Source organism: Streptomyces sp. NBC_00667 (genome assembly GCF_036226825.1).
Classification (GTDB): Bacteria; Actinomycetota; Actinomycetes; order Streptomycetales; family Streptomycetaceae; genus Streptomyces.
This window is the reverse complement of the sequence record NZ_CP109022.1, coordinates 232,547-253,849: the sequence shown is the minus strand read 5'-3', so window position 1 is coordinate 253,849 and position 21,303 is coordinate 232,547. Positions and strand designations below refer to the sequence as shown.

The window sequence follows — 21,303 nt, the reverse complement described above, 5'->3', positions numbered from 1 at the left end:
CCGAGGCGTTCCTGAACGCCCTGTCCGACGAGGGGAGCGGATGGGAGAAGTACCGTCCCTGCCACGAGATCGCGATCGCCTTGCACGAGTCCCCGACCGTGCGGGCTGAGTCCCACCATGAGCCCTGGCGTTGAACCGACGTTGCTCGTCAAGGCATCAGCGTGCAGTCCGCCGGACGGCGAAGACCAGCCACCAGCGCACTATCAAGTCATCTGCGCACAAGTAATCTCATAGCACCCTCGGCGCTCACACCTCGGAATTCTGTTCGCGGAACGGTCTCCGTGACCGATCCGTGAAGGCGGGCCGAGGACCTGCACCGGCAGGTCGCCGATCAGGAGTTCGATGCGCGCGGCGTCGTAGCCGGCGTCCATCACCACCAGGACCTCCGGATGCCCCCCTTCGCCTGCGCGGCGGCGATCAACCGGTCTTCCGTGTCGCTGAGTTGGTACGTAGTTACGGAGGCCAGGTCGGCTCCGGGCTCCAGCCGACTGCGTCCAGGACCGTCGTCCAGTACGCGCGACCGACCTCCAGTGCGGCGACGAGGAGCATGCATCCCGCGGTGCGTCAGAGGCAGCGTCAGACAGGTCGTCGCGCAGGCATCAGGTCATGTATCAGCGTGCCGGCCCGCGCGACCTGGAGAGACATCTTCACGGACAGTGTCAGCGAGGAGTCGCCCTCAGAGGAAGGTCTCCACAGGCAAGCGCTGCTGTGGCGTGACCGGGGGAGTGAGGGGCACCCACAAGCGGTCGGAGTGTCCGTGCGCTCCCGGTTCCTCACATCCGGGTGTTTAGCCCCGTGAGATATGGTCTGGGCTATTTGGGTGGGCAGGATGGCGGTCGGCGATGAGGTCCCGGTCGGCGGGGCCTCACCGAACGTGAAGGAGCAGGATGCGAGGCTTCAAGACTCTCGGGGCGGCCGCGCTGGCGGTGGCCCTGGTGTCAGGCGTCGGCTGGGCAGCGCACGCGTCAGACAGCCAGGCGCCGGCCAAGCCGAAAGCAGCCCCCGCGGCTGCATCGGTCGACGGCTACCAACTGGTGAAGCTGCCGAATACGAACGTGCCGAACTTCGAACGGCGTACGGTGTTCTGTCCGCCGGGGAAGGTTGCCATTGGCGGCGGCGCGGAGGCGCAGGGCGAGGACGCGGTCCTCCTCGGGTCGTTCCCGACGGAGGACGGAGAGGGCTGGATCGGCCTCGGACGAGACTCCATCCGGGACAACGTCGGGATCTCGGTGTACGCGATCTGTGCCAACCGCTAACAGCTCCTGACCCGCGCCCCACCCCTGTCTTCGGGGGCGGGGCGCCGTGCTGTGACCAGAGGCAGCGATCCCGGCCGGACAGCCCTTGTGGTGTGCGGGCCGGGTGTAGGACTCGCCGGTGGCGAGGATGCGTCCGGCGCCGTAGCGGGAAGCTGGTCGCCGATTCTTGGATTCAGAAGGGCGGCCAGGGTCAACCTGTACGGGAAAACGGGCACACCAGTCCGTGCACCGAAACCCAGCCGGCCCGAAGTTCCGCCGGTCGTTCCCAGGGGCGGCGCAGGTCCCGCGCGAGGGGGCGGCGAGGTGGAGTTGGGCGTATGTGGCCAGAACGAGCCAGGTGCAGCGGTCGGCTGCGCCTGAGCGGGTCAACTGGGTCAAGAGAGCCGTCCTCCGACCGTGGATCCCCAGCTTCGTACACAGGCTCGCCGGGGCTGCACCAACGGCACCCTCTCCCGGGGTGTCTGGCCTTCCTGCTGGCGGTGCCCGCAGGAACGGCGAAAACGGAGTACTTCGGCCACCTCTGCGAGGTACCTAAGCCGACGGAGCACTGCTTCGCGAGGGCCACAAGGGGGTGGCTTGGGTGGGCCCCGGTCCCTGACGTACTTTCGAACCTGTGACGCGCACCCTGAGATCCCGGCTGGTGGCCCAGTGAGCGGCTGGTGGGCCTACCTGGAGGAACGGACCTGCCGAGAGGTCGATGCCGATGTGTTGCGCGACCGCCGGCTGTCGGCGGTCAGGTCCGTCTGGGAGGCGCTGCGCCCGCTGGGGGTGGGCCTGCACGAAGCGGAGCGAGTGGTCCACGCGCGATACGAGGCCCTGGGCGACCGCGTGCAGCGCACACCTCCTGATCCGTTGGACCTCCCCTCGCTCGCAGTCCGTGCCGCGGCTCTCCCTGGCCGTGTGGCGGCGGTTGAGGCGCTCTGGGACGGCGATACAGTGCACGACTGGTTCGTGCTCCTGGTCGCGGTCCTGGACGCCCCGGAAGGGGAGGGTCATCTGGCGACCGTCTACCACCGCTCTGGCGGCCCTCTTCCTGGTGCTGCCGCCGCCGAGGCCGGCCGGGCGCTGGCCGGCCACCTTCGCGTGCCTTTTCACTTCGCGTCTCCGGACATCCCTGATGACGACGCCCCGCGCTGGAGGACGATCCAACGGTTGGCGGAAGGACCGTGACTGGCGGTGTGGACGGTGCGCGGCGACCCCAAGGAGGTCGGATCATCTGGTGCCTCCCGTTGCGTCAGAGCCGAAATCCGTGAACAAGGCCATACGAGCCACCGCGCGGTTCGCGGCGGCAGCAGCCGCAAATCACCCGTTCGCTGTCATGACGGCCATGCCCAGCAAGTGAGAAAGGCTTTTCGCACATGTCCATCGACCAGGCGTCCTGGGAAGCGGCGGTACGGCACCTGTACGAGGACGCGTTCACGTTCAGCGCCACCGGCCCGCGCAAGCACGAGGACTGGCGGGCTGACGTGGTCGCCGTCATGGAACGCGCCGTCCCCGACCCGCGCGGCTGGGTCGGGTTGGACGACACCGCTGCCGAGCGAGCGGCGGGAGGGCCCGCCTTCCCCTTCCGCCCGCCCTACAAGGCCGATCCCCAGCGTCGGCTCACCCCGGCCGACGTCGGGGAACGGTTGCACGAGATCGACCGTGCGAGCGCCGAGACCCTCCTCCTCGCCCTCACCGATGGCGGCTGCACCCTACGGAACCTCGAACGGTTCACCGAGAGCTTCGACGAGCTGCAGGACATGGCCCGCATCATCCTCGCCCGCTACGGGGACACGTTCACCTGCTACACCAACGTCACCGTCGGCGCGGGCAAGAACGGCACGCTGGACTTCGGGGCGTCCCACTGGGGCTACACCCCGATGACCTTCTACTTGGAGGACGCCGGCCTGGTCATCGTCTCCGACACCGAGGTCGGGCTGTTCTGGACATTCGACGTCTGAGCCCAGGGGACGAATCCATGGCGACCCGATCCATCGAGCCCGGCACCGGGGAAGCCGGGCTGGTGGAACTCTGCCCGGGTGCCCGCGTCCTCCCGGCCGGGCCGGGGACGAGGGGAAAACGGTGTGACAACCCGCCCGGTGCGGGCTCAGGCTGGGTGCATGCGTACGCATTTGAACGTCTTCGGTATCGATGTGATCCCTTCGGATCCGCGGGACCGTCACGACAACCCCGAAGTCCGCCCGCTGATCGACGGCTCGGACTTCATCGAGCACGACTACTACGGGGCGGTCTGCGGTGACGCTCTCAGATGGCTGCTGCCGGATGGGCCCTTCGCGGTGGGGGAGGTGCCCCACGAAGTGGAAATGGCGGCGTGGTGCTGTTGCCGCTCCGCGCTCGATGTCGTCATGCGGCGCGAGGGCGACACGGTGGTGTGGGCGTGTAAGGAGCCCGAAGACACTTCCTCTTACGAATATCGCTTTGATGCCGGGCAGTACGACGCCGAGGTGGCACGGGCCACCCGGGACCGTGGCTGGGAGTGGCCCTCCGCGGCCGTCGCCCGGGAACTGGAGGGCATCCTGCGCGCCCGCGCCACGTGGCTCGACACCTGGACTTGTGAAGTCGACCAGGTGTGGGCGACCCCCGGGAGCCTCGACGAGATTCGCCTCGCTCTGCGGACCTATGCGCTCCAACCCGGTGGTGCCTGGCGTTCCCTGGGGCGCATCGGGCTCGTACGACCGGTGACCGACGAGGATCCGCTCCTCCAGGCCGAGCGTCTGGCGCGGGAGATCACGGCGGTTGATCCGCGCACGGTGGACGGCATGCGGGGTGACACTCCCGGCGCGCCGCTTATGGACTGGCTCGGCAGTCCACGGGAGTTCGGGCCGAGCAGTCACAAGTGGAGCTGAGCGCCCAGTGGCTGACGGTGCGACGGTGCGACGGTTCGGACGGCATGGAAGCGGCTGGCGGAGTCGCGTGAGGGCGGTCTGGAGTCGGTGGTGCGGCCGTCGCCTGCACCGGCAGTGGTTCGGTCGAGGAGGGACGTCAACTGGAGTGCGAGGACCTCGGGGACGGCCGCGTGAGCCTCCTGCCGTTGACCATTCCCGCGGACCAGACCCACGCCCTAGACTGCGACCGCTCCAGGACGGACCTGGCGATCATCGGGAGGGCGTGCGAGATGAACCGAGCACTGATCAGCGTATTCGCGGCCGTGGGGTTAGTCGTGGCCGGGGGGAGTGTCGCCACTGCTTCCGACGGAGCACCGCCGCGCACCACACACGGCCCTTGCCAGTACACGCAGACCCCGGACGAGCCGCCGGCGCGCCCTGTTCCGCTGGCGCCTGACCCGCGGCGCACCCCCAGCCGTGGCACGGTTGACATGGCTGTTCCGACCAGCCAGGGCCCGCTCCCGCTGCACTTGGACCGGGCCAAGGCGCCGTGCACGGTCCAGAGTTTCCTGCACCTGGCACGGCACGGGTTCTACGACCGTACGGTGTGCCACCGTCTGACGGCGTACCCGACACTGAAGGTCCTGCAGTGTGGCGACCCGACCGGTACCGGTGAGGGCGGCCCCGGATACAAGTACAAGGACGAGCTGCCGGTCGACCTGCCGCCGGCACCAACCGATCCGACCGGCGCGCGCCGTCTCTATGGGCGCGGCCTGCTGGCGATGGCCAACGCCGGTCCCCACACGAACGGTTCGCAGTTCTTCGTCGTTTACGGCGACTCCGCGCTGCGACCGAACTACACGGTGTTCGGCACGGTCGGCACCGACGGCCTGACGACACTCGACAAAGTCGCCGCCGGAGGCATCGAGCCGACCGCGGAGAACCCGGCGCCGGTCGACGGCGCACCCGTGCTGCGGACTGAGCTGCTCCGCGTCCGGCCCTCCTACCAGCACTGACGCACCGCGGCCCGGCCACGTCCTCGATAAGCGTGCCTAGTCCGCCTGTGGCCGCCCCGGGCGGACTACGCCGGCCCGGTGAAGCTTCTGGGTGCGGAAGCGGAGAGCTCCGGACCTTGTGCCCGCACTACGCGAAGCGCCCCAGGTGCAACCAGTGGACTTCGTACGGTGCCGCCCCTGGACATCGCACCACCGTCCGGTCCCGGCTCCCTGCCGGGGCCGGAGTCCGCGACGGCGCAGAGCCAGATGCCGGGCCATGGAGCTGGTGGGCAGGAACAGCCAGCCGGGACCCCGAACGGATCTGCCGGTCCTGCTCGACCGGCAGGTGCTCCTCCGCCCGGACCAGGCGCCAGCAGCCGCCTCGGCGTCCGCGGAGCCGATTCCGACCAGATCGCCGGCCGCCTTGGGGTGGCTGTCCCCGTCCGGGTCGGTGGAGGTGGGAGGTGGATGACAAGCACCACGGCGGGGGTGACCCTAGTTGCGTTGTACTCGGTGTTCCCGGGTGTATCTGTGTGTTGAGGGTCGTGTGACGGGGCTGGTTCGGTGGCGGCCCGGCTGGCGGACCGCGGCCTCAGCGGCTGGACAGGGCGTGGTCGAGGAGGGGGAGCAGGCGGTCCCAGTGGTGCCTGAGCCCGGCGGCGCTGAAAGCGTCGGTGTCGGACATGGTGAAGCCGTGGACGGTGTGGGGATAGATCTCGGAGGTGTAGCGGACACCTGCGGCGTCCAGGGCCTGGTTGAGCTCCCCGAGGGCCTCGGGCGTCAGGTCGCCTTCGGCATGGCCGAGATGGACCTGGGCGGTGACCCTCAAGAAGAGGTCGGGCCCGTCGGCGCCCACGGGGCCGTGGAACGAGGCGGCGGCGGCTACCCGGCCGGGATGGGCAGCGGCGGTGCGCATCGCCAGGAGCCCGCCGATGCAGTAGCCGGTCACCGCGACCGGGCCGGCGCCGACCTCGGGCTGGGCGGTGAGGAAGTCGAGGTAGGCGTCGGCGTCGCTGCGGACACGTTCGGCTGTGTGCGCCTGGATCAAGGGCATCAGCTGGGCCATGATCTGAGGGCGGTCCTGCTCTCCGATGTGTTGGGGAAGCTCGATTACCGGTGTCGGGCCGTGCCGGTAGAAGTGGTTGGGGACGAGCACGTAGTACCCGTGCCCGGCCAGCTCGCGGGCCAACTCCCGTATCACGGGCCGAATGCCGAAACCGTCCGCGTACATCAGCACCCCTGGGTAATGCGTGCCGTGGTCGGGGAAGGCGGCGAAGGCGTCGGCCTGGCCGTCCGCGGTGGGAATCTGCAGGGTCTTGGTGGGCATGGATGCTCCTGTCGTGGTTGATGTGGCGAACCCTTGATCAAACACGACGGAGGCGGAGCTCGCGCAGCAGCGCAAGTTCCTCGATCGGCCAGCGGGACCAGACCATCCCGCACGGTGCTCAGAGGCGCACCGGGTCACCAATCCGTGTGTGGCGCGATGCCGTCCCGGTAGTCATGCCCACAACGTAGACCACGGAACAGGACGAAGCCAGCATCATCAGCCCCAGCGCACCTCAAGCACTACGGCTCGCCACACACAGAACCTGACAGGGAATCTGCGGAGTCCGTGGCCCTCCGCCAAAGCCGGCAACCGCGCTGCCGACACCCACGCGCTGCGCCACCCGGGCACTCTGCGGTTGTACGGGGGTCGCCTGATACGTGGTCGTGCGTCGGTCAGGCGGGATAAGTGTGGGGCTTGTTCGTTGTGTGACTGGCGGCTCCGCGGCCGCGATGAAGGGCCACCGTGTGCGCTACACCCTCGCCAAGAAACCCGTGAACGAGCTCGTCGAGACCGCCGATGAGAAGAACAGCGTGGCGATTGCCTTGAACGTATCGTTGGGCGGGTGGACGAAGACCTTCACAGACTCCCGGATCTGCGCGGCCATCGTCGACAGGCTCATCTTCGGCGCAACATCATCCAGCCCGGAACCGAGTCCTGCGACCTCGCCTCGACCAGAGGCCAAGCTGAGCGAGCAGTCGGCTGAGTGGCTTGGCAATTGTGTCCTGAGGCGCTGACGGGGCTCCAGCTTCGATCTTCCGCAGCAGTTCCCCATCATCGTGATAGAGCTCAAGTTTGAACCGCAGGCCGAACCGGGTCAGCAGCGCTGCGAGATGCTCGAACCGCTGAGGATCGACAACCCCGTTCAGGAGGGTGTCCCCGTCGGTCGGGTCGACCTCGATGCGGCACCAGCTGGTCTCGACCTCATATGACTCCCACGAAGCCGATCGGGCGCTCCAACCAGCACCGACGAACTTCCCGGCCACCAGCGAGGCACTTGGAGCCCCTGCCAGGCTGCCACACACGTTGTTGTTGATCTCAAACCAAACGGGATCGAGCGGCTGTCCCTCATCGGATATGTCCACAGCTGGATTATGAAGCAGACCCCGCGCCCTCCGATCGCGCACACCATCGACATCTGACCAGGCGTCACAGGCGACGCTGCGCCAGACAGTGGAAGCGACTCACCCAGGCCAGACAGATCGCATCGCGTAGATCATCCGGAGCGGTATGACCGCCGGCGCCAAGCGCCCCCTGCGGTCGTCGGCGCCGTCACCGGCACCCTCACCCGCCCGCAGCTCCTCGTCCTCGGCCGCCACGACCAGACAGGCCGGCTCCGCGCGGTCGGCCGACCCGTACGGCTGCGCCCGGAGGCGGCCCGCCCGGTCAGCAAGCACCTGGCGGCCGCCGACCCCGGACACCCCTGAGAGGGTGTCACGTTCACCGCGATCTGGGGGGCCGTCCGCAGCTCGAGAAAGGGGACGGTCAGAGGTGGGCGCTAGCGTGTGCGGTTATGGCTGACATCTTGGAGCTCATGCTCACGCTGGATCTACGCGACGAGTTGTCCGAGGACGAGCTCGCCGAGCTCCGATGGCACCTCGGGCTGGGCCCCAAGCCGGAGATCCTCCGTATCGTGACGGAGTTTCCGTTCGTGGACGAGGATGATGACGGGGTACTCGTCGTCGAGGACCACCCTCAGCCTCTTCTGGGTCAGCATGGCGAGGCGTTCGAGGTGGATGGCGCGCTCGTCTCGGTTCTCCTTCGCCGAGAGCGCACCTCGTTCGGAGCGTGGGCTCTGACCAGCCGGCAGGAGATTCACCCCGACCAGTTCGCCCTCACAGGTAGGCTGCTCGGCTGGCTTGCGGCCAAGGCCGACGACCGTCGCCGGCGCTTCGACGGCAGCGTGGACCTGGGGTGGACCCGGTTCTACGAATCACGCCAGGTAGAGCCGCTGGTTGTGCGTGAGGGAGTCGTCATCTGGCCGTCGTAGTCAGCAACCTTGGTCGGTTGCCCGAGGGATCCAACCTGCTGGTGCTCGTGTGTGATCTCCAGCCGCGTGGCTCCCCGTTCCGCCGGTGTTCTTGAGGATGCGGCTGGTGGTCTTGTCGTGGTAGCCGAGGACGCCCGCCACAACGGGGGCGGGAAGTTCGAGGAGTTGTCGTCGGATGGCGGCGCCGCGGGCGGCGGCGGGGGCTCTCCCGGCGCAACGCACTGTCGAAGTTGTGCGACGTGCTGCCGTGCATTGACGGGGCCGGTCCGCTCGCTCGTGGACGTGGCCCTTGCGCCCGAACGCCGGCGAGCTGCCCCGTCGTGCAGGACCGCACACCCTGCGCGGGGGTGGTCATGGCGCGCCCGGGCCGACGTGGGTTCATCGGGGCTCGCACGGTGAGCCACTGCACCGTTCCTCGGGCACACCCCGCGGCGCCGGTGTCGCCGGTGCCGGCTCCGACGGCGGATGCCACGGGGACCAACTCCTGTCATCGGCACCATCGTTCTCCCCGCAGTGGCCGGCCACCGCGCGGGGTGCGGCGCTTCTGGCCGGTGCGGGAGGGTTGACGCCGGAGGTGCGGCGCGGTGCCATGAGCCGGTAGGAGGGGGTGTGCGGTGGCCGACGAAGACGGCGGTGCCGGGGGTCGGGGTGGCGAGGGGGCGGTGGGCGCCCGGATCGCCCGCATAGCCCTCATCGTCCAGGGCCCGAGGACCACTTCTGGGTGGCGGTGCTCGTGCTGATCGTGGTGGTCCTCTTCCTGGTCGGTTTCCTGTCCAACGTGGACATGGACACCGGGACCCCGACCCAGGACTGGAACACCGTCTGGCGCTGACGGCCTGGCCTGACCAGGGCACTGTCCGCCCGCCCCCCGAGCCCGCAGGCGGTCCAGGTGACGGGAGGTCATCGAACAGCCGGAGGACTACAGCCGTAGCGATGGAGTACAGGTCCGGGCTCACACGGTGCTGGTGACCGTCACCACGACGGTCAGAGGTTCAGTGGTGCTGTGGCGGGCGAGATGGGCCGTGACCGCCGCTCTTACGTGATCACGTACTTGCCGGGCCACGTCGACGATGCGGCGGTCGGAGTGCAGGACGCAGCGCACTTCCACGAGCCAGCCCCCTGCCTCGGTGGCTTCACAGCGAATACCGCCCGTCTCGCGGGAGGCAGCGATTCCGGTAGTCGACTCGTGCCTGGAACGGGAGGCGGCGAAGGTAAGGCGGTCGGCGAGGGCGGGCTGCAGCGCTGCCACTCCGGGTACGGCGAGGGCTGCATGGGCTGCTGCCAGTCGGATGTCCTGGCGGGGAGCGGTGCTCATGTTTCGTTTCTCACGGGTTGCCTTCCACCGGTCGGGTGGGGGATTCCAGTACGGCGTTGATGGTCAAGTCAACGGTCGCGACGGCGAGACCGAGGAGGTGGTCAGCCGCACCCAGCACGGCTTGGCGGACCTCTTCGGCCAGTTCCGGCAAAGGATCGTCGAGGGCGGCGGCGATTGTCATGGAGACGGTGTGCAAGGTGTCGCCCTCTTGCAGGGGCGTGAAACGGCAGCTGGCGGCCCGGGCTCCGGGGATGCTGTCGGCTGCCCGGCGCAGCACCTTTGCCGCAGTCCTTTCGGCGATGCGCAGATTTCGGTCGGGGTCGTCGAGCAGCAGCATGGGGCCCAGCCGTGTCTCGGCCCGCACGGCGTTGATGATCCGATCGCCGAGGGTGCGGACGTCGGGGCGTTCCTCGGCGCGCAGAGCGCGAGTGGCCCGGTCCAGGGCTGTCAGCGCTTCGACGGCCTCTCGGCAGAAGGTGCAGCCGGTGGTGTGCGGGTCGGCTGCTGCGGCGGCGGGATCGCGGGCCTGTTCCCAGGCACGGGCAAGCGGGCGTCCGCAGGGAAGGCGTTCACTACCGAAGGCCGGGTCGGCATCTGTGTCCGGGCGTGCCTTCGACCCCGCGCGGTCCAGGGGTCCGGGGGCGTTGCCAGAGGTGGGGTGCGGGTCGTCTAGCGCCATGGGCGCATCGCCTCCATCAAGGCGCGTCGTGCGCGAAAGAGCCTGCCGCGCACTGTCTGTTCACTGCTCCCCACCACGTGGGCGATCTCCGCATAGGACAGACCGTGCAGTTCCCGCAGGACCCAGCACACCCGCAGCTCCGGGCCGAGTTCCAAGAGGGCGCGTGACAGGGCGGCTGCGGCGGCCTCCGACTCGGCGACTCGTGGCGGCGAGCTGCCGGGGTCGGCGGCAGCGGGCTCGGGAAGTGTGTCCAGGGACAACGGGCGTCGCACACGTTTCATGTTGAGACAGCGGTTAGTGACGATACGGTACATCCAGGTGCCGAAAGAGGCATGCTGGTGGAATTCGGGCAGCTGTCGCCACGCGCTGATGAAGGCGTCTTGCACGGCGTCCTCGGCGTCCGTCGGGCTGCCGAGCAGGCGCTGCGCGAGGGCCAGCAGTCGGCCGCCGTGCCGACGGACCAGAACCGCGAAGGCGTCCTCGTCTCCTTCCCCGGCACGTACGGTCAGCAGGCCGTCAGGAAGGTCGGCATGGAGATCCTGCCCTGTCGAAGACCCTCGACCTGCCGTGATTCCGGCTTCCGGCTGTGGGGTGGGCCGCAAGGGGAGAGCGGGCCCGCGCGGGGGTGGCGGGGGTGGGGGCCGGGACGGGTGGTGCATCGCCCTCTCCTTCGTGAAGGGCTTTTGCGATCTCCTGCCGATTTCTGATGATATGCGGCTTTCGGCGTGGATGCCGTGTGAGGAATGTGCGCGCAGCGTGTCCAACGTGATGGAGGGCACCACACCGGTGCCCGGACGGGAAACCTGGGGAGGTTCCTCATGTCGGACACCATCAACCCCGCCGCCGGTGGGGGAGAGCCCGGGTCGGGTCTTACGGCCAAGGCCCCGACCGGTCAGGTCGGCGCCGGCACGGCGCCCCAGTCTCGGGGCCGGACGACCATATCGGACAGTGTGGTCGAGAAGATCGTAGGAATGGCAACCCGCGAGATTCCAGGCATCCACAGTCTCGGCGCGGGTATGGCCCGCACCATCGGCGCCGTGAAGGACATGGTTCCCGGCGGACGCAGCAGCGTCAGCCGTGGCGTGAAGGTGGAAGTGGGTGAACGGCAGGCGGCCGTCGACCTGGACGTCGTCGTGGAGTACGGGGTGGCCATCGTGGACCTCGCCGGCGAAGTCCGCCTCAACGTCATCTCGGCCGTGGAACGCATGACCGGCCTGGAAGTCGTGGAGGTGAACATCACCGTCGATGACGTCCACCTGCCCGACGAGGAAGACGAGGACGAGGAAACCGCGGCGACGCGCGTGCAGTGACCCCCACGCGATCCGCGAACGAACGACCCGGTCGCGATCAGCGGGCGAGCGGTCCCGACACGGCAGAAGCACGTTATTGCGAAAGGGCAGGTGAGTGAGATGAGCGCAGCGGCAGTGGGCCTGCTGGCCGGCATAGCTCTGGGATTTGCCGCATTCTTCGGCGGGTTCTGGGCCTTCCTCCTGGTGCTGGTCCTGGGCGCGGTCGGTCTGGTGCTCGGCCTCGTGGCACAAGGTGACGTGCAGAGGTCCGACTTCCGTCCCCGGGGGCGACAATGACCTCGGATCCCGCCACCGGCCCGTCCGCAGGAGCGGCCGACGCCTCACTCGCGGGCGCAGTGCCCCCGGCGGAACGCGGCGCCACGGTCATCCCGGACAAGGTCGTGGCCCGCATTGCGGCCCGGGCCGCACGGGAAGCGCTGACCGAGGAAGCGGCGGCGTCCCCCGAGCGCGGCAGTCTGAGTACTCCGAGCGCCTCGGTCACCACCGGGAACGGCACGGCGCGCCTGAGGCTCTCCATGAATCTGCTCTATCCCACGGACCTCGTCACTGCCTCTCGCCGGGTGCAGCAATACGTCGGCGAGCGGGTCACCCGACTGACCGGAATGAAGGTCATCGAGGTCTCTGTGGTCATCGAGCAACTCGTCGCGTCCGGCAGTTCTCGACAAGGTCGTGTGCGGTGAGCGGCCGGGTGCCGCCGCCCTCATCGGAAGGAGAGCCGGCATGAAGGGTCATCTGGATCCGCCGGTCCGGACGGAGCAGCCGGGCACCGATGACGCCGCCGCCGGCGCGACCGGGCAACCGGCCAGACACCCTCCGGGTACCGAGCAGCCCGGTGGTGGCGTCGTCCGCGGGCGCCGACCGTGGTCCGCCCGCCGGATACCCGCCGCGCTGGTCGCCTTGGTCGTCGCAGGTGCCGCCGTACTCGTCCTGGTCGACGTCATCAGGGTCCGCGTCGGCCGGTCCGCCGCGGCGTGGCGCACGAGCCTCGCCCGCGAGCTGGCCACGCGTCCTCTGGACGACGTCTGGATTCGGATCGGTGCCGTCGTCGTCGCCCTCCTCGGTCTCTGGCTGATCGTGCTGGCTCTCACCCCGGGCCTGCGCCGCCGGCTGCCGCTCAACAGTTCCGACGCCGACGTCCGCGCCGTGCTGGACCGCGGCGCCGCAACTGTCTTCCTACGCGATGCAGCCCTGCGCGTCCCCGGGGTAAGCCGCGCAACGATCCACCTCGGTAGACGCCGCCTCGCAGCCCGAGCGGAGGTACGGTTCCGCGACCCGAGCGAGGTCAGGGCAGATGTGTCGACCGCCCTGCGGGAGCAACTCGACCGGCTGGGGCTGGCCAACCCTCCCACCCGGATCTCCGTCCGGGCACGTCACTTCCGAAAGTGACGCGTCCGAGACGCTCACCGACGACACAGCACAGGACGGCTCCCATGAAGAGGCAATCGGCAGTCAACCGGATCCTTGTGGGCCTGACCGGCCTGGTCCTGCTCGGTGCGGGGCTCCTCATCCTCGCGGGCGGTTTCAACGTCTACGAGCGCCGGCACGTCACGCCCCCCAACGGCTGGCCGCTGGCCACTCCTGGCGCCGTCGTACTGAGCTACCGCACCCGTACCCGCTGGACGGACCAGGACTGGTGGTGGCCCGTGGTGATCGCCGCCTTGGTCATCATCATCCTGCTGGCCCTGTGGTGGCTGCTGGCCCAACTACGCCGGCCCCACCCGGGCCACCTGCGCCTCGGGCAACCGGCGACGCCGGAGGGCGGCGTGGAGCTGAGAGAGCGCGCCCTCAGCGACGCCCTGGCCGCCGACGCACGCAGCCAAGCCGGCATCGGCCAAGCCACGGCGCGCACGCTCGGCACGACGCGCCACCCGGAAGCCCACCTCGACGTCACCCTCACTCCGGACAGCAGCCCCGCCGAGGTCCTCCAGGCGCTGTGCGACGGCCCACTGACCCGAGCCCGTCAGTCCACCGGCCACAGTCATCTCCCTCTCCAGGCGAACTTCCGTGCCACCCGGCACAAGCCGCATCGCACGGAATAGGCGGAGACAGCCCATGGACCGGGTGATGACGGGGCGAAGCCGTTACCCGGTGCGCGCAGGGGGCACCTATAGGTGCCGTGGCCGGTCCGCGTCAGCGGGCATGGCTGACAGCCTTGCAGACGAGGACGAAGGAGTAGGGCAGATGACCGTGCCCCGGCCGGCAGACGCGTAACGACTCCCCCCGGACGGTCAGCCTGTAGTGCATGGTCCTCACCGATCGGCCAACGAACCAAGTGGCTGCCTGCACCACGTGCGGCCCGTCCGGCAAAGTCAGGTGTGGACCAGGCTGTTGCGACCGTCGTGGCTGTCGGGGCGCTCGTCATCGAACCAGTGGCCTTCCGCCGCCAGGTAGCGGAAGGAGTGGACACTGTTGACCGGCAGTGTGACAGTGACCGCGCGCATGCCGTCGTCACGGGGAAAGAGGGTGTCGAAGCAAGGCTGCCAGTTGTTGAAGTCACCGACGACGCTGACCGGGCCGGGTGGGGTGGCGGCCGGCAGGACGAACGTAACCTCGGTGCGGTCCTTGAACTTCTTGAGTTCGAGCATGGGGACTCCTTCACGAGGGATGTTTGTCTTACCATCCGTCAGCGGTGCCTGAATATGACGGAGGCGGCCACGGTCGCGTGCAGGCTTCACCCGCTCGGTGGGCCGACTACGCCGACCTGACAGACGTCCTGGTCGAACCGCCGTGCCGCTGCCCGGACAACCCGCCCGCACCTGCGCACCGGCGTCGGCACCGGTGCGCACCAGTGCATGATCATGCTGCTCTCCGGGGCCCCGTCGCCCCATCCGCCGCCTCGACCAGCTGGGCGGGGGACGGCATGACCAGGATCGACGAGAGCCTGAGCGCTGCCCTGCGTAACGCGAGTAATCGTGCCAACGCCTCGCAGAAGGTTGCCACGGGCCTGGCACCCACGCCCACGCCTGAGGGGCTGCCCGCCTTCCCCCCCCGCGGCGAAGCGAGCCAGGTCGAAGGCTTCCATTCAAGGCGGGGGAGGGCTGCGCGCACGTGGGAAGGACGCCAAGGGTCGGATTGATGAGCACGACCGGCAGCGCGACACGGTCGGGAATACGACACGATCATCGAGACCGGCACCGACTCCTACCGCCTGGCTACCACTCGCGGACGACCCGAACGGGGTCAGGCAGGCTGACGAGACGCGGCCGTTGAGGCCGTCGCCTGCTGCCGATTGAGCTTCTCCAAGACGCGGTCGCGGAGAAGCTCGTATTCCTCACGGAGCCTGCGCCACTCCGTCACGGGCGGGCGGGGGATCACGATGCCTCCGGTGACGATCTCCTCCGGTCCGAACTGCTCGCGGGTGAGGTCGATCTCGACGCCCATGCCCAGGCGGTTCCACCAGTGGTAGTCCACACGCTCCCCGTCGACGTGGACCTCTCCCCGGATCAACTCGCCTCCCAGCAGGTCATTGAGCACCATGGCGGTCACCCCGCACTGGTCCCGCGCCGGATTGTCCTCGGTCCAGCGCGATCGGAACTCAGGAGTGCACGTCTCGGCACTCCAGCTGTTGCGAATGGCTCGTTCGACGTCGGTGAGAAGCAACGGTGTCATGCCGGCGATCCTGCCAGCAGGCACTGACAACGGTCGTACGCCGGCAGACACGGCAACCGGCTGCTGCCATCAGCAGGTCGCAGCCAGCTCGGCCCACATCTGGCGCTTGAGCATCTTGATCCGGTTCGGTGAGCGAAGTGGTGAGTCACCAGTGCGTAGGGGCCTGTTCGCCGACTCACCCGGCGGGCGCGGTATCGGCGCCGGGGGAGTCGCAGATCGCCGCAGGCGGGGTCAGAGGACCTCGGTGTCGTAGAAGCAGAGGTGGTCTTTGATCGCGGCGACGTCTGGCTTGGGGTCCGCGTACGCCCAGACGAGGTCGGTGGCCCCGGGGACGGACCAGTAGCCAGCCTCCCCCTTGAACGGGCAGTGGGTGGTGGTGTCGGAGGGGGTCAGCAGGTCGGTGCGTACGTCCTCGGGCGGCAGGTAGTACCGCGGGGGGCAACCCGTCTCGCGCAGCACCAAGGGGCGCCGACTTTCGGCCAGCACCTGTCCGTCCTTCACGACGCGAACGTGCTCGGTGCCCTGTTCGATGGTGATGTCGTGTCCACGTGTCATACGCTCCTCAGCGCACCCGGCCGGGGAATTCTTCCCGCGACCCCTGCCGGGCGTCGCGGAACATCAGTCCAGAGGTAGACCAGGAGGTCGCGCAGGAGCTTGGCGGCCGGCGCTGCACGTCAGGCAGGGCGGGGCTTCGCAGCAGGCGAGACGGCCCACGTGCTGCCACGCTGCTGCGAAGCCGGTCGTTCGACGCTGACCCCCGGGTAGCGCCGTAGAGGCAAGGCGGATTCCCCAGCTGTCGGCAGGGGAACCCGGGCCATTTCTTGGGCGGCCCCAAAGTCCCGCGAACGAGCATGCGGAGGGCTGCGCCCTGCGTGTAGCGCCTACCTCAGGCAGCCGCGGGCCGCGTTCTGAGAGATCAGCCAGGTCAGCGGGATCGTTCCGTCGACAGCGGGTTTCGGGCGTCCGCCCGGCGAGACGGACCCGCGAAAGGGTGAGGTGTGAGCTCAGGGCCGCTCTTGAGCCCTGAGCCGGACCACCGCACGTCCCTCCGTCCGGTGCCCATGGTCATGGCCACCGGCATCCGCCCGGAGTCCGTGGAAGCCTTCGCACCGGACTCCGCGGACGGCGCCCCGCCGCTCTCCTGCTTGCCATTGCCATTGCCATTCCGGCCGGGACAGTGAGCCGGTGGCCAGGTCACGTGCGCTGCCGGGAGTGAATTTGATGAGTCCCTGCCAAAATCATTGAAACGCCATATGACATGTGCCATTTTACAGCGCAGCCCGTCGTCGACGGGACCTCAACTCCCATCCCCAGGAGTGGACTTTGCGCGCCATGGCCGTCGCCACCGCCCTGCTCATAGCCGCCATCGCAGCCTCCCCCGCCCAGGCCTCCCAGACCTCCGAGGCCGATCCCAAGCCGGACCACGTATTCGCTGACCCGGGCCAGCGCCCGGCACACGGCAATGCCAATGGCGCTCCCGGCGAGACCGGGACCACCGACGGCAGACTGGAGTCGCGCATCCTGCCGATCGTCCACACCTGCAGCCCGACGCTGCGGATCCGCGCCCAGGAGATGACCGCCGCCCAGCTGGCGGCGACCTGCACGAGCCTGGCCAACCAGGACGCCTACTTCCATGGCGTGGTCAAGGACTCCGGGCCGGTCGCGAACGACTACAACACGACCCTGGAAGTCGACGTCTTCAACTCCAGCGCCGACTACAAGGCCTACGCGAGGAAGATCTACGGCATCGACACCAACAACGGCGGCATGTACCTGGAGGGAGACCCCGCCAAGACGGGCAACCAGCCGCGGTTCATATGCTACGAACGCACCGATGTGAGCCCTGGCTGGCAGATCTGGAACCTCAACCACGAGTACACCCACTACCTCGACGGCCGCTTCGACCTGTACGGCGACTTCAGCGCCAGCCAGACCACCCCCACCGTGTGGTGGGGCGAGGGCTTCGCGGAGTACATCTCCTACTCCTACCGCGGCGTCACCTACGCCGGCGCAGTCGCCGAGGCGGGCAAGCACACGTACTCCCTGCGGACGCTGTTCGACACCACCTACGCCAACAGCGACGTCAGCCGCACCTACAACTGGGGCTACCTCGCCGCCCGCTACATGATCGAGAAGCACCCGGCCGATGTCAGCACCGTCCTCGGCTACTACCGCGCAGGAGACTGGACCGTCGCCCGTTCCTTCCTCACCTCGCTGGACTACGAGAGCGACTGGAACGCCTGGCTGACAGCCGTGGCAGCGGGCGCCTGACCCGTACGCCCGTTACGGCCTGACTTCCCCGAACAAGCAGCAACCGCCCCTGAAAGGACGAAGGTCCCGTTCGATCTTCCGATCGGACGGGACCTCGTCACCCTTCGCGAGCTCATACGCCAACTCGACGGGCATGCGACGGAATCTCCGCCGTGAGGGTACCGCCCGGTGGCCGCCACCCTGGAGCAGGCCCGCTGTGTGGAGGTTCAGCACCCGTCTTCGAGCCGGACGGCGACCGTCTCCAGAGCTCCGTCAGAGCCGTGATCTCCAGCTTGACGTCAGCAGGTGAGGGTGACCTCGTGCACGACCGGCCGGGGCGACCAGGGGAAGGAGGCCACGCCGAACGTGCCGCGGACCGTCGTGCCACAGGGGACGGTGGTCGCCGGGCCACGCACGTCGAGCGTCGTGGTGGTGAAGACGACCGGCTTGTCCTGCGTGAGGGGCGGGACGCCGGCGCCCACGACCTCGGCGGACAGCGTGGTGGACAGCTCCTTCGGGGCCGGCGCCGGGCTGCCGGGAGAGGGCGGCCCGGCGAGGCTGACCCTGCCGTAGAACTGCACCGTGTTACCGGTGACCTCCGCGCACAGCCGGGTGAGCAGGCCTGCCTGGAGACCCGAGTTCCCGCAGGTGGTCACGGTCTGGTCGGCGGCGGCCTCAGGGGCTGCGGCAGCCGGGCCGGCGGCCAGAACGGTCAGGCCGGCAACGCTGACTGCGAGAAGGGCTAAGCGGTTCATGGGGAGGTGCTCTCCTTGTGTCTTCGTCGGTGCGTGACGGGTTATCAACGCATCTTGTGTGATGTGATATTTCACATCACACAAGAATGCAAGATGACGACGCCCTGAACTCCTTCCGTCCGGGGGTGAAACTCTCCGGCGCAGCAATCAGCCCGGCGTTCCGAGGCCGAGCTGCGCCGGCTCCGCCCGGCGCAGCTCCGTGTCCGCGGCGCCGGCCGAGTCGGTGAGAGGAAGTGGGGCGGCTGACTCCCGGCCCTGGGAACACTGCCGGGGGCGGAGTCACTGCTGCCGCCCTGGCCGACGAGGCCTGGCCGCGGCGGGGGCGAAACGCCGTCGCCGTCCCGAGGCGCCGCGACCCGTCGCGGGCGTCCTCCAAAGGGTGTTGCGATAGTGCTGTCAGTGCACGAGCAGGTCGATCACGCCTGTCAGGTCCTCCTCGCCGCTGCCCTGGGCCAGGCGGCGCCGCATCAACTCGAAGTAAGGGCTCAGTAGTTCCGGGCTGACACCCTGCTGCTCGGCAGTGCTCAGGAAGGTCGGCGTGCCGGCTACCTGCATGGCGAGGTTGGAGACGACGCCCTTGGTGTAGTCGCCGCTGCGCAGCTGGTCAGCGGTCTGGTGAACCGTCGGGGCCATCGCGACGAGCCAGTCGGCGAGCAGCGGGGCGAGGGCCGCGGGGTCGATGTCCTCCTTGCGGATCAGGGCGAAGGCGTGCGCGACCCCGGCGAACATCCCGTACATGGCGCTGAGCAGGGCCAGATCGTGCAGGGCCGCGAAGCCCGCGTCCTCGCCGACGTAGGTGGTGCCCGCCGGGATGGCCAGGGGCTCCTGGTGCTGCTCGAACAGCTCCCGCGAGCCGCTGTAGAAGACGTAGCCTCCGGCTTCCGGGACGCCGATCATCGGAGGGACGGCCATGATCCCGCCGTCCAAGTAGCGGGCGCCGCGCTCGAAGGCCCACTCGGCGCGGGCGCGGGCCTGGGCAGGGGTGCTGGTGGTCAGGTTGACCAGGTCCCTGTCGGATAGGTCGGTGCCGGTCAGTACCTCGTCGACCGAGGTGTCGTCCAAAAGGCAGACGACGACCAGGGTGTTCGCCGCGACCGCCTCAGCGGCGCTGTCCGCGACCCGTGCCCCCTCGGCGGCGAGTGCCGCGGCACGGGCCGGGGTGCGGTTCCAGACGGTGAGCGGGTGGCCGGCGGCAAGCCAGGTACGGGCCAGCGCGGTGCCCATCGCGCCAAGGCCCAACAACGTGACGGGAGTCTTCTCAACGGTGTTCTGTGACATGCCGATTAGACTGGTCACAGGCCCGGCGGTGATCAAGTACGCACTTGGCAGTAGGTGGTTACCCCGGGGAAAGCGGGCACGTCAGAGGGGTAGGGCATGACGACGCTGAACCGGCCGGGTGCACCAGACGGGCACGTCTGCGGGATCGACACCGCGATGGAGGTGATCGGCGGCAAGTGGAAGGTGCTGATCCTCTGGGCGCTCCACGAGCACCCCTACCGCCGCTTCGGCGAGCTGCGTCGACTGCTTCCCGGCATCACCGAGAAGGTGCTGGCCTCCCACTTGCGTGAGCTGGAAGCGGACGGCGTCGTGCACCGCGTCTCTTACGACGAGGTGCCGCCCCGCGTCGAGTACTCGCTGACCGAGGACGGCATGCGCCTCAACGACGCGCTCCAGCCGCTGGCCGCCTGGGGGCGCGAGCGGCCGACCACTCGAGGGCTGGAGGAGGAGGCGGGCTAGTGCCTATGGTGAACGTGCTGGTCACAGCGACTCGTTGATGGCTGCGACCAGCACGGTGGTCTCGTAGCGGACGCCGAGTTCGTCGTATCGAGTGCCCCCGCCCGGTGGCGTTTCGGCCGATTGATGCCGCACTCCACGGCATGGCGCTCTTGGTAGTGGAGGTCCCGCATGCGATGTAGGGCTACTCGCGGGCGAACTTCCCGCACTGGACGCGACAGGTATGGAAGTTGCGGACTGGCGCACGGACGATGGCGCTCCGGTTCGGCAGTGGGACTGCACCAACCAGCAGAACCCCCCAAAGGGAACTGCTGAGGTTGAACTCGTGAGGTCGCTGAGTTGCTCAGGTGGGTCTGATGGTCAGGCCGGTCTCGGCGAGGCAGCCAGACTCCGTGATCGGTGTGGCAACGGCTTCTACGGCACATCCAGTACCGCAGCGACCCCTGGCGGTATGCGGAGAAATCAAGGGGAGCGGACGGCTGCGCGCTGCTACGGTCGGGCGCCATGAGCTGGCTTCCCGATGACTTCGTCCACCCCGTCCTGATACCGCTGCCGGGCGGTGGTCAACACCTGCGGCCGATCCGGGAGGTGGACACCCCGCTCGACTATCCGGCTGTGATGGGTTCGCGCGAGCGGCTGTGGACCATCTTCGGCCCGGCCTGGGGCTGGCCCGCGGCCACCATGACCTACGAGGCCGACCAGGCCGACCTGTTGCGGCACGAGAAGGAGATCGCCGCGCACCAGTCCTTCAACTACGCGCTGTTCGACGCAGCGGAGACAGCTCTGCTCGGCTGTGTCTACATCGACCCACCGGAGAAGGCCGGCGCGGACGGCGAGATCTCCTGGTGGGTGGTGGACGAGCTGGTGGGCAGCGAGGTCGAGCAGGCCCTCGACGCGCTGGTGCCGCAGTGGATCGCCGCCGACTGGCCGTTCGAGCAGCCGCGCTTCCTCGGCCGCGAGATCTCCTGGTCGGACTGGCTCGCCCTGCCGCAGCATCCCGACGCGTAAGTGGTTGCTGCCCGTATCGATCTCGAAGGCTGTCGATCGAACGGGAGTCTCGCTCGGGTGACTCCAGCGCGCCTCCTGGCCCGGCCACGATCCCGTGGCCGGCACTGAACCCGAGGAGCGATGGGGGGGCGAACTGCGCCTGGCTATGGGACGGTTCGGGGTTCCATGTCACCGGCTGCTTGGAGAAGGGTGAGAAATGACGGACGAGTTGGAGGGTGTCTGGCTGACGGAGCGCCAGGTGAGCATTTTG

General features: G+C 68.7%; 24 protein-coding genes and 2 pseudogenes. 16 read left to right on the top strand and 10 right to left on the bottom strand.

Going from position 1 to position 21,303, the window contains the following annotated elements; all coding sequences use genetic code 11:
- The first annotated feature begins 887 nt into the window (after positions 1-887).
- The 5 genes from OHA81_RS01185 to OHA81_RS01165 all read left to right on the top strand — a co-directional run bounded on the left by OHA81_RS01185 (position 888) and on the right by OHA81_RS01165 (position 5,100).
- On the top strand, positions 888-1,256 hold the full coding sequence (locus OHA81_RS01185; protein WP_329191833.1) for a hypothetical protein: 369 nt from the start codon (positions 888-890) through the stop codon (positions 1,254-1,256).
- A 648-nt stretch (positions 1,257-1,904) separates the two neighbouring features.
- Positions 1,905-2,426: a hypothetical protein gene (locus tag OHA81_RS01180; protein ID WP_329191831.1), complete on the top strand. Its 522-nt coding sequence runs from the start codon at positions 1,905-1,907 to the stop codon at positions 2,424-2,426.
- A gap of 188 nt (positions 2,427-2,614) precedes the next feature.
- Positions 2,615-3,199 carry a hypothetical protein gene (locus OHA81_RS01175; RefSeq protein ID WP_329191829.1) on the top strand — a complete coding sequence of 195 codons (585 nt, stop codon included), beginning with the start codon at positions 2,615-2,617 and terminating at the stop codon, positions 3,197-3,199.
- 159 nt (positions 3,200-3,358) lie between these two features.
- A complete protein-coding gene (locus OHA81_RS01170; protein ID WP_329191827.1) occupies positions 3,359-4,105 on the top strand; it encodes a hypothetical protein in 747 nt (248 codons plus the stop codon).
- A gap of 470 nt (positions 4,106-4,575) precedes the next feature.
- Positions 4,576-5,100 (top strand): peptidylprolyl isomerase, encoded by a 525-nt coding sequence (locus tag OHA81_RS01165; protein ID WP_329191825.1) that lies wholly within the window; start codon positions 4,576-4,578, stop codon positions 5,098-5,100.
- 571 nt (positions 5,101-5,671) lie between these two features.
- On the opposite strand, the gene OHA81_RS01160 is transcribed toward OHA81_RS01165, so the two are convergent.
- Positions 5,672-6,406, bottom strand: coding sequence for a dienelactone hydrolase family protein (locus OHA81_RS01160; RefSeq protein ID WP_329191823.1), 735 nt, complete (start codon positions 6,404-6,406; stop codon positions 5,672-5,674).
- 434 nt (positions 6,407-6,840) lie between these two features.
- Here OHA81_RS01160 and OHA81_RS01155 point away from each other — a divergent pair.
- Positions 6,841-7,109: pseudogene (locus OHA81_RS01155) on the top strand (ATP-binding protein); the annotation flags it as partial.
- Here the strand turns inward: OHA81_RS01155 and OHA81_RS01150 are convergent.
- Positions 7,039-7,488 carry a hypothetical protein gene (locus tag OHA81_RS01150; RefSeq protein ID WP_329202655.1) on the bottom strand — a complete coding sequence of 150 codons (450 nt, stop codon included), beginning with the start codon at positions 7,486-7,488 and terminating at the stop codon, positions 7,039-7,041. The pseudogene OHA81_RS01155 and the gene OHA81_RS01150 overlap by 71 nt on opposite strands.
- 428 nt (positions 7,489-7,916) lie before the next feature.
- Between OHA81_RS01150 and OHA81_RS01145 the strand changes: the two genes are divergently transcribed.
- Positions 7,917-8,393 carry a hypothetical protein gene (locus tag OHA81_RS01145; protein WP_329191821.1) on the top strand — a complete coding sequence of 159 codons (477 nt, stop codon included), beginning with the start codon at positions 7,917-7,919 and terminating at the stop codon, positions 8,391-8,393.
- A gap of 952 nt (positions 8,394-9,345) precedes the next feature.
- Here OHA81_RS01145 and OHA81_RS01140 read toward each other — a convergent pair.
- Genes OHA81_RS01140 through OHA81_RS01130 form a run of 3 tightly spaced genes read right to left on the bottom strand, consistent with a single transcriptional unit; the run spans position 9,346 to position 10,989 of the window.
- Positions 9,346-9,708 (bottom strand): hypothetical protein, encoded by a 363-nt coding sequence (locus tag OHA81_RS01140; protein ID WP_329191819.1) that lies wholly within the window; start codon positions 9,706-9,708, stop codon positions 9,346-9,348.
- Positions 9,709-9,718: 10 nt separating this feature from the next.
- Complete coding sequence (locus OHA81_RS01135; RefSeq protein ID WP_329191817.1) at positions 9,719-10,387, bottom strand: hypothetical protein; 669 nt, start codon at positions 10,385-10,387, stop codon at positions 9,719-9,721.
- The gene (locus OHA81_RS01130) at positions 10,378-10,989 is read right to left on the bottom strand and encodes an RNA polymerase sigma factor (protein WP_443056395.1); all 612 of its coding nucleotides are present in this window, start codon (positions 10,987-10,989) and stop codon (positions 10,378-10,380) included. Before OHA81_RS01130 ends, OHA81_RS01135 begins: the two co-directional genes overlap by 10 nt.
- Before the next feature lie 216 nt (positions 10,990-11,205).
- On the opposite strand from OHA81_RS01130, the gene OHA81_RS01125 reads away from it, so the two are divergent.
- From OHA81_RS01125 to amaP, 5 genes are all read left to right on the top strand, one after another.
- Positions 11,206-11,697: an Asp23/Gls24 family envelope stress response protein gene (locus tag OHA81_RS01125; RefSeq protein WP_329191815.1), complete on the top strand. Its 492-nt coding sequence runs from the start codon at positions 11,206-11,208 to the stop codon at positions 11,695-11,697.
- A 99-nt stretch (positions 11,698-11,796) separates the two neighbouring features.
- Positions 11,797-11,973 (top strand): hypothetical protein, encoded by a 177-nt coding sequence (locus tag OHA81_RS01120; protein ID WP_329191814.1) that lies wholly within the window; start codon positions 11,797-11,799, stop codon positions 11,971-11,973.
- Positions 11,970-12,377: an Asp23/Gls24 family envelope stress response protein gene (locus OHA81_RS01115; RefSeq protein ID WP_329191812.1), complete on the top strand. Its 408-nt coding sequence runs from the start codon at positions 11,970-11,972 to the stop codon at positions 12,375-12,377. Before OHA81_RS01120 ends, OHA81_RS01115 begins: the two co-directional genes overlap by 4 nt.
- Before the next feature lie 40 nt (positions 12,378-12,417).
- A complete protein-coding gene (locus OHA81_RS01110) occupies positions 12,418-13,083 on the top strand; it encodes a DUF6286 domain-containing protein (protein WP_329191810.1) in 666 nt (221 codons plus the stop codon).
- A gap of 44 nt (positions 13,084-13,127) precedes the next feature.
- Entirely contained in the window at positions 13,128-13,736 is a 609-nt protein-coding gene (gene amaP / locus OHA81_RS01105) for an alkaline shock response membrane anchor protein AmaP (RefSeq protein ID WP_329191808.1), read from the top strand.
- A gap of 270 nt (positions 13,737-14,006) precedes the next feature.
- Here the strand turns inward: amaP and OHA81_RS01100 are convergent, their stop codons facing one another.
- Positions 14,007-14,282, bottom strand: a complete 276-nt coding sequence (locus OHA81_RS01100) for a hypothetical protein (protein WP_329191806.1) — start codon at positions 14,280-14,282, stop codon at positions 14,007-14,009.
- A gap of 327 nt (positions 14,283-14,609) precedes the next feature.
- Between OHA81_RS01100 and OHA81_RS34545 the strand changes: the two genes are divergently transcribed.
- Positions 14,610-14,930 carry a colicin E3/pyocin S6 family cytotoxin gene (locus OHA81_RS34545; RefSeq protein ID WP_443056394.1) on the top strand — a complete coding sequence of 107 codons (321 nt, stop codon included), beginning with the start codon at positions 14,610-14,612 and terminating at the stop codon, positions 14,928-14,930.
- Here the strand turns inward: OHA81_RS34545 and OHA81_RS01095 are convergent.
- Together OHA81_RS01095 and OHA81_RS01090 are read right to left on the bottom strand one after the other, a co-directional pair.
- Positions 14,878-15,306 (bottom strand): YunG family protein, encoded by a 429-nt coding sequence (locus OHA81_RS01095; RefSeq protein WP_329191804.1) that lies wholly within the window; start codon positions 15,304-15,306, stop codon positions 14,878-14,880. The genes OHA81_RS34545 and OHA81_RS01095 overlap by 53 nt on opposite strands.
- Before the next feature lie 231 nt (positions 15,307-15,537).
- Positions 15,538-15,861, bottom strand: a complete 324-nt coding sequence (locus OHA81_RS01090) for a DUF427 domain-containing protein (protein ID WP_329191802.1) — start codon at positions 15,859-15,861, stop codon at positions 15,538-15,540.
- Between the two features lie 933 nt (positions 15,862-16,794).
- On the opposite strand from OHA81_RS01090, the pseudogene OHA81_RS01085 reads away from it, so the two are divergent.
- Positions 16,795-17,571, top strand: a pseudogene (locus OHA81_RS01085) (collagenase); the annotation flags it as partial.
- 284 nt (positions 17,572-17,855) lie between these two features.
- On the opposite strand, the gene OHA81_RS01080 reads toward OHA81_RS01085, so the two are convergent.
- Together OHA81_RS01080 and OHA81_RS01075 are read right to left on the bottom strand one after the other, a co-directional pair.
- A complete protein-coding gene (locus tag OHA81_RS01080; protein WP_329191800.1) occupies positions 17,856-18,311 on the bottom strand; it encodes a hypothetical protein in 456 nt (151 codons plus the stop codon).
- Positions 18,312-18,707: 396 nt separating this feature from the next.
- On the bottom strand, positions 18,708-19,589 hold the full coding sequence (locus tag OHA81_RS01075) for an NAD(P)-dependent oxidoreductase (protein ID WP_329191798.1): 882 nt from the start codon (positions 19,587-19,589) through the stop codon (positions 18,708-18,710).
- 96 nt (positions 19,590-19,685) lie between these two features.
- Between OHA81_RS01075 and OHA81_RS01070 the strand changes: the two genes are divergently transcribed.
- The gene (locus OHA81_RS01070; protein WP_329191796.1) at positions 19,686-20,048 is read left to right on the top strand and encodes a winged helix-turn-helix transcriptional regulator; all 363 of its coding nucleotides are present in this window, start codon (positions 19,686-19,688) and stop codon (positions 20,046-20,048) included.
- Between the two features lie 501 nt (positions 20,049-20,549).
- The gene (locus OHA81_RS01065; protein ID WP_329191794.1) at positions 20,550-21,053 is read left to right on the top strand and encodes an N-acetyltransferase; all 504 of its coding nucleotides are present in this window, start codon (positions 20,550-20,552) and stop codon (positions 21,051-21,053) included.
- The last annotated feature ends 250 nt before the right edge of the window (positions 21,054-21,303 follow it).

What these genes read in the sequence shown, in the direction of transcription:
- OHA81_RS01185 (WP_329191833.1), top strand. Translation starts at nt 888, where the DNA reads ATGCGAGGCTTCAAGACTCTCGGGGCGGCCGCGCTGGCGGTGGCCCTG.
- OHA81_RS01175 (WP_329191829.1), top strand. Translation starts at nt 2,615, where the DNA reads ATGTCCATCGACCAGGCGTCCTGGGAAGCGGCGGTACGGCACCTGTAC.
- OHA81_RS01170 (WP_329191827.1), top strand. Translation starts at nt 3,359, where the DNA reads ATGCGTACGCATTTGAACGTCTTCGGTATCGATGTGATCCCTTCGGAT.
- OHA81_RS01165 (WP_329191825.1), top strand. Translation starts at nt 4,576, where the DNA reads ATGGCTGTTCCGACCAGCCAGGGCCCGCTCCCGCTGCACTTGGACCGG.
- OHA81_RS01160 (WP_329191823.1), bottom strand. Translation starts at nt 6,406, where the DNA reads ATGCCCACCAAGACCCTGCAGATTCCCACCGCGGACGGCCAGGCCGAC.
- OHA81_RS01145 (WP_329191821.1), top strand. Translation starts at nt 7,917, where the DNA reads ATGGCTGACATCTTGGAGCTCATGCTCACGCTGGATCTACGCGACGAG.
- OHA81_RS01140 (WP_329191819.1), bottom strand. Translation starts at nt 9,708, where the DNA reads ATGAGCACCGCTCCCCGCCAGGACATCCGACTGGCAGCAGCCCATGCA.
- OHA81_RS01135 (WP_329191817.1), bottom strand. Translation starts at nt 10,387, where the DNA reads ATGGCGCTAGACGACCCGCACCCCACCTCTGGCAACGCCCCCGGACCC.
- OHA81_RS01125 (WP_329191815.1), top strand. Translation starts at nt 11,206, where the DNA reads ATGTCGGACACCATCAACCCCGCCGCCGGTGGGGGAGAGCCCGGGTCG.
- OHA81_RS01120 (WP_329191814.1), top strand. Translation starts at nt 11,797, where the DNA reads ATGAGCGCAGCGGCAGTGGGCCTGCTGGCCGGCATAGCTCTGGGATTT.
- OHA81_RS01115 (WP_329191812.1), top strand. Translation starts at nt 11,970, where the DNA reads ATGACCTCGGATCCCGCCACCGGCCCGTCCGCAGGAGCGGCCGACGCC.
- OHA81_RS01110 (WP_329191810.1), top strand. Translation starts at nt 12,418, where the DNA reads ATGAAGGGTCATCTGGATCCGCCGGTCCGGACGGAGCAGCCGGGCACC.
- amaP (WP_329191808.1), top strand. Translation starts at nt 13,128, where the DNA reads ATGAAGAGGCAATCGGCAGTCAACCGGATCCTTGTGGGCCTGACCGGC.
- OHA81_RS01100 (WP_329191806.1), bottom strand. Translation starts at nt 14,282, where the DNA reads ATGCTCGAACTCAAGAAGTTCAAGGACCGCACCGAGGTTACGTTCGTC.
- OHA81_RS01095 (WP_329191804.1), bottom strand. Translation starts at nt 15,306, where the DNA reads ATGACACCGTTGCTTCTCACCGACGTCGAACGAGCCATTCGCAACAGC.
- OHA81_RS01090 (WP_329191802.1), bottom strand. Translation starts at nt 15,861, where the DNA reads ATGACACGTGGACACGACATCACCATCGAACAGGGCACCGAGCACGTT.
- OHA81_RS01080 (WP_329191800.1), bottom strand. Translation starts at nt 18,311, where the DNA reads ATGAACCGCTTAGCCCTTCTCGCAGTCAGCGTTGCCGGCCTGACCGTT.
- OHA81_RS01075 (WP_329191798.1), bottom strand. Translation starts at nt 19,589, where the DNA reads ATGTCACAGAACACCGTTGAGAAGACTCCCGTCACGTTGTTGGGCCTT.
- OHA81_RS01070 (WP_329191796.1), top strand. Translation starts at nt 19,686, where the DNA reads ATGACGACGCTGAACCGGCCGGGTGCACCAGACGGGCACGTCTGCGGG.
- OHA81_RS01065 (WP_329191794.1), top strand. Translation starts at nt 20,550, where the DNA reads ATGAGCTGGCTTCCCGATGACTTCGTCCACCCCGTCCTGATACCGCTG.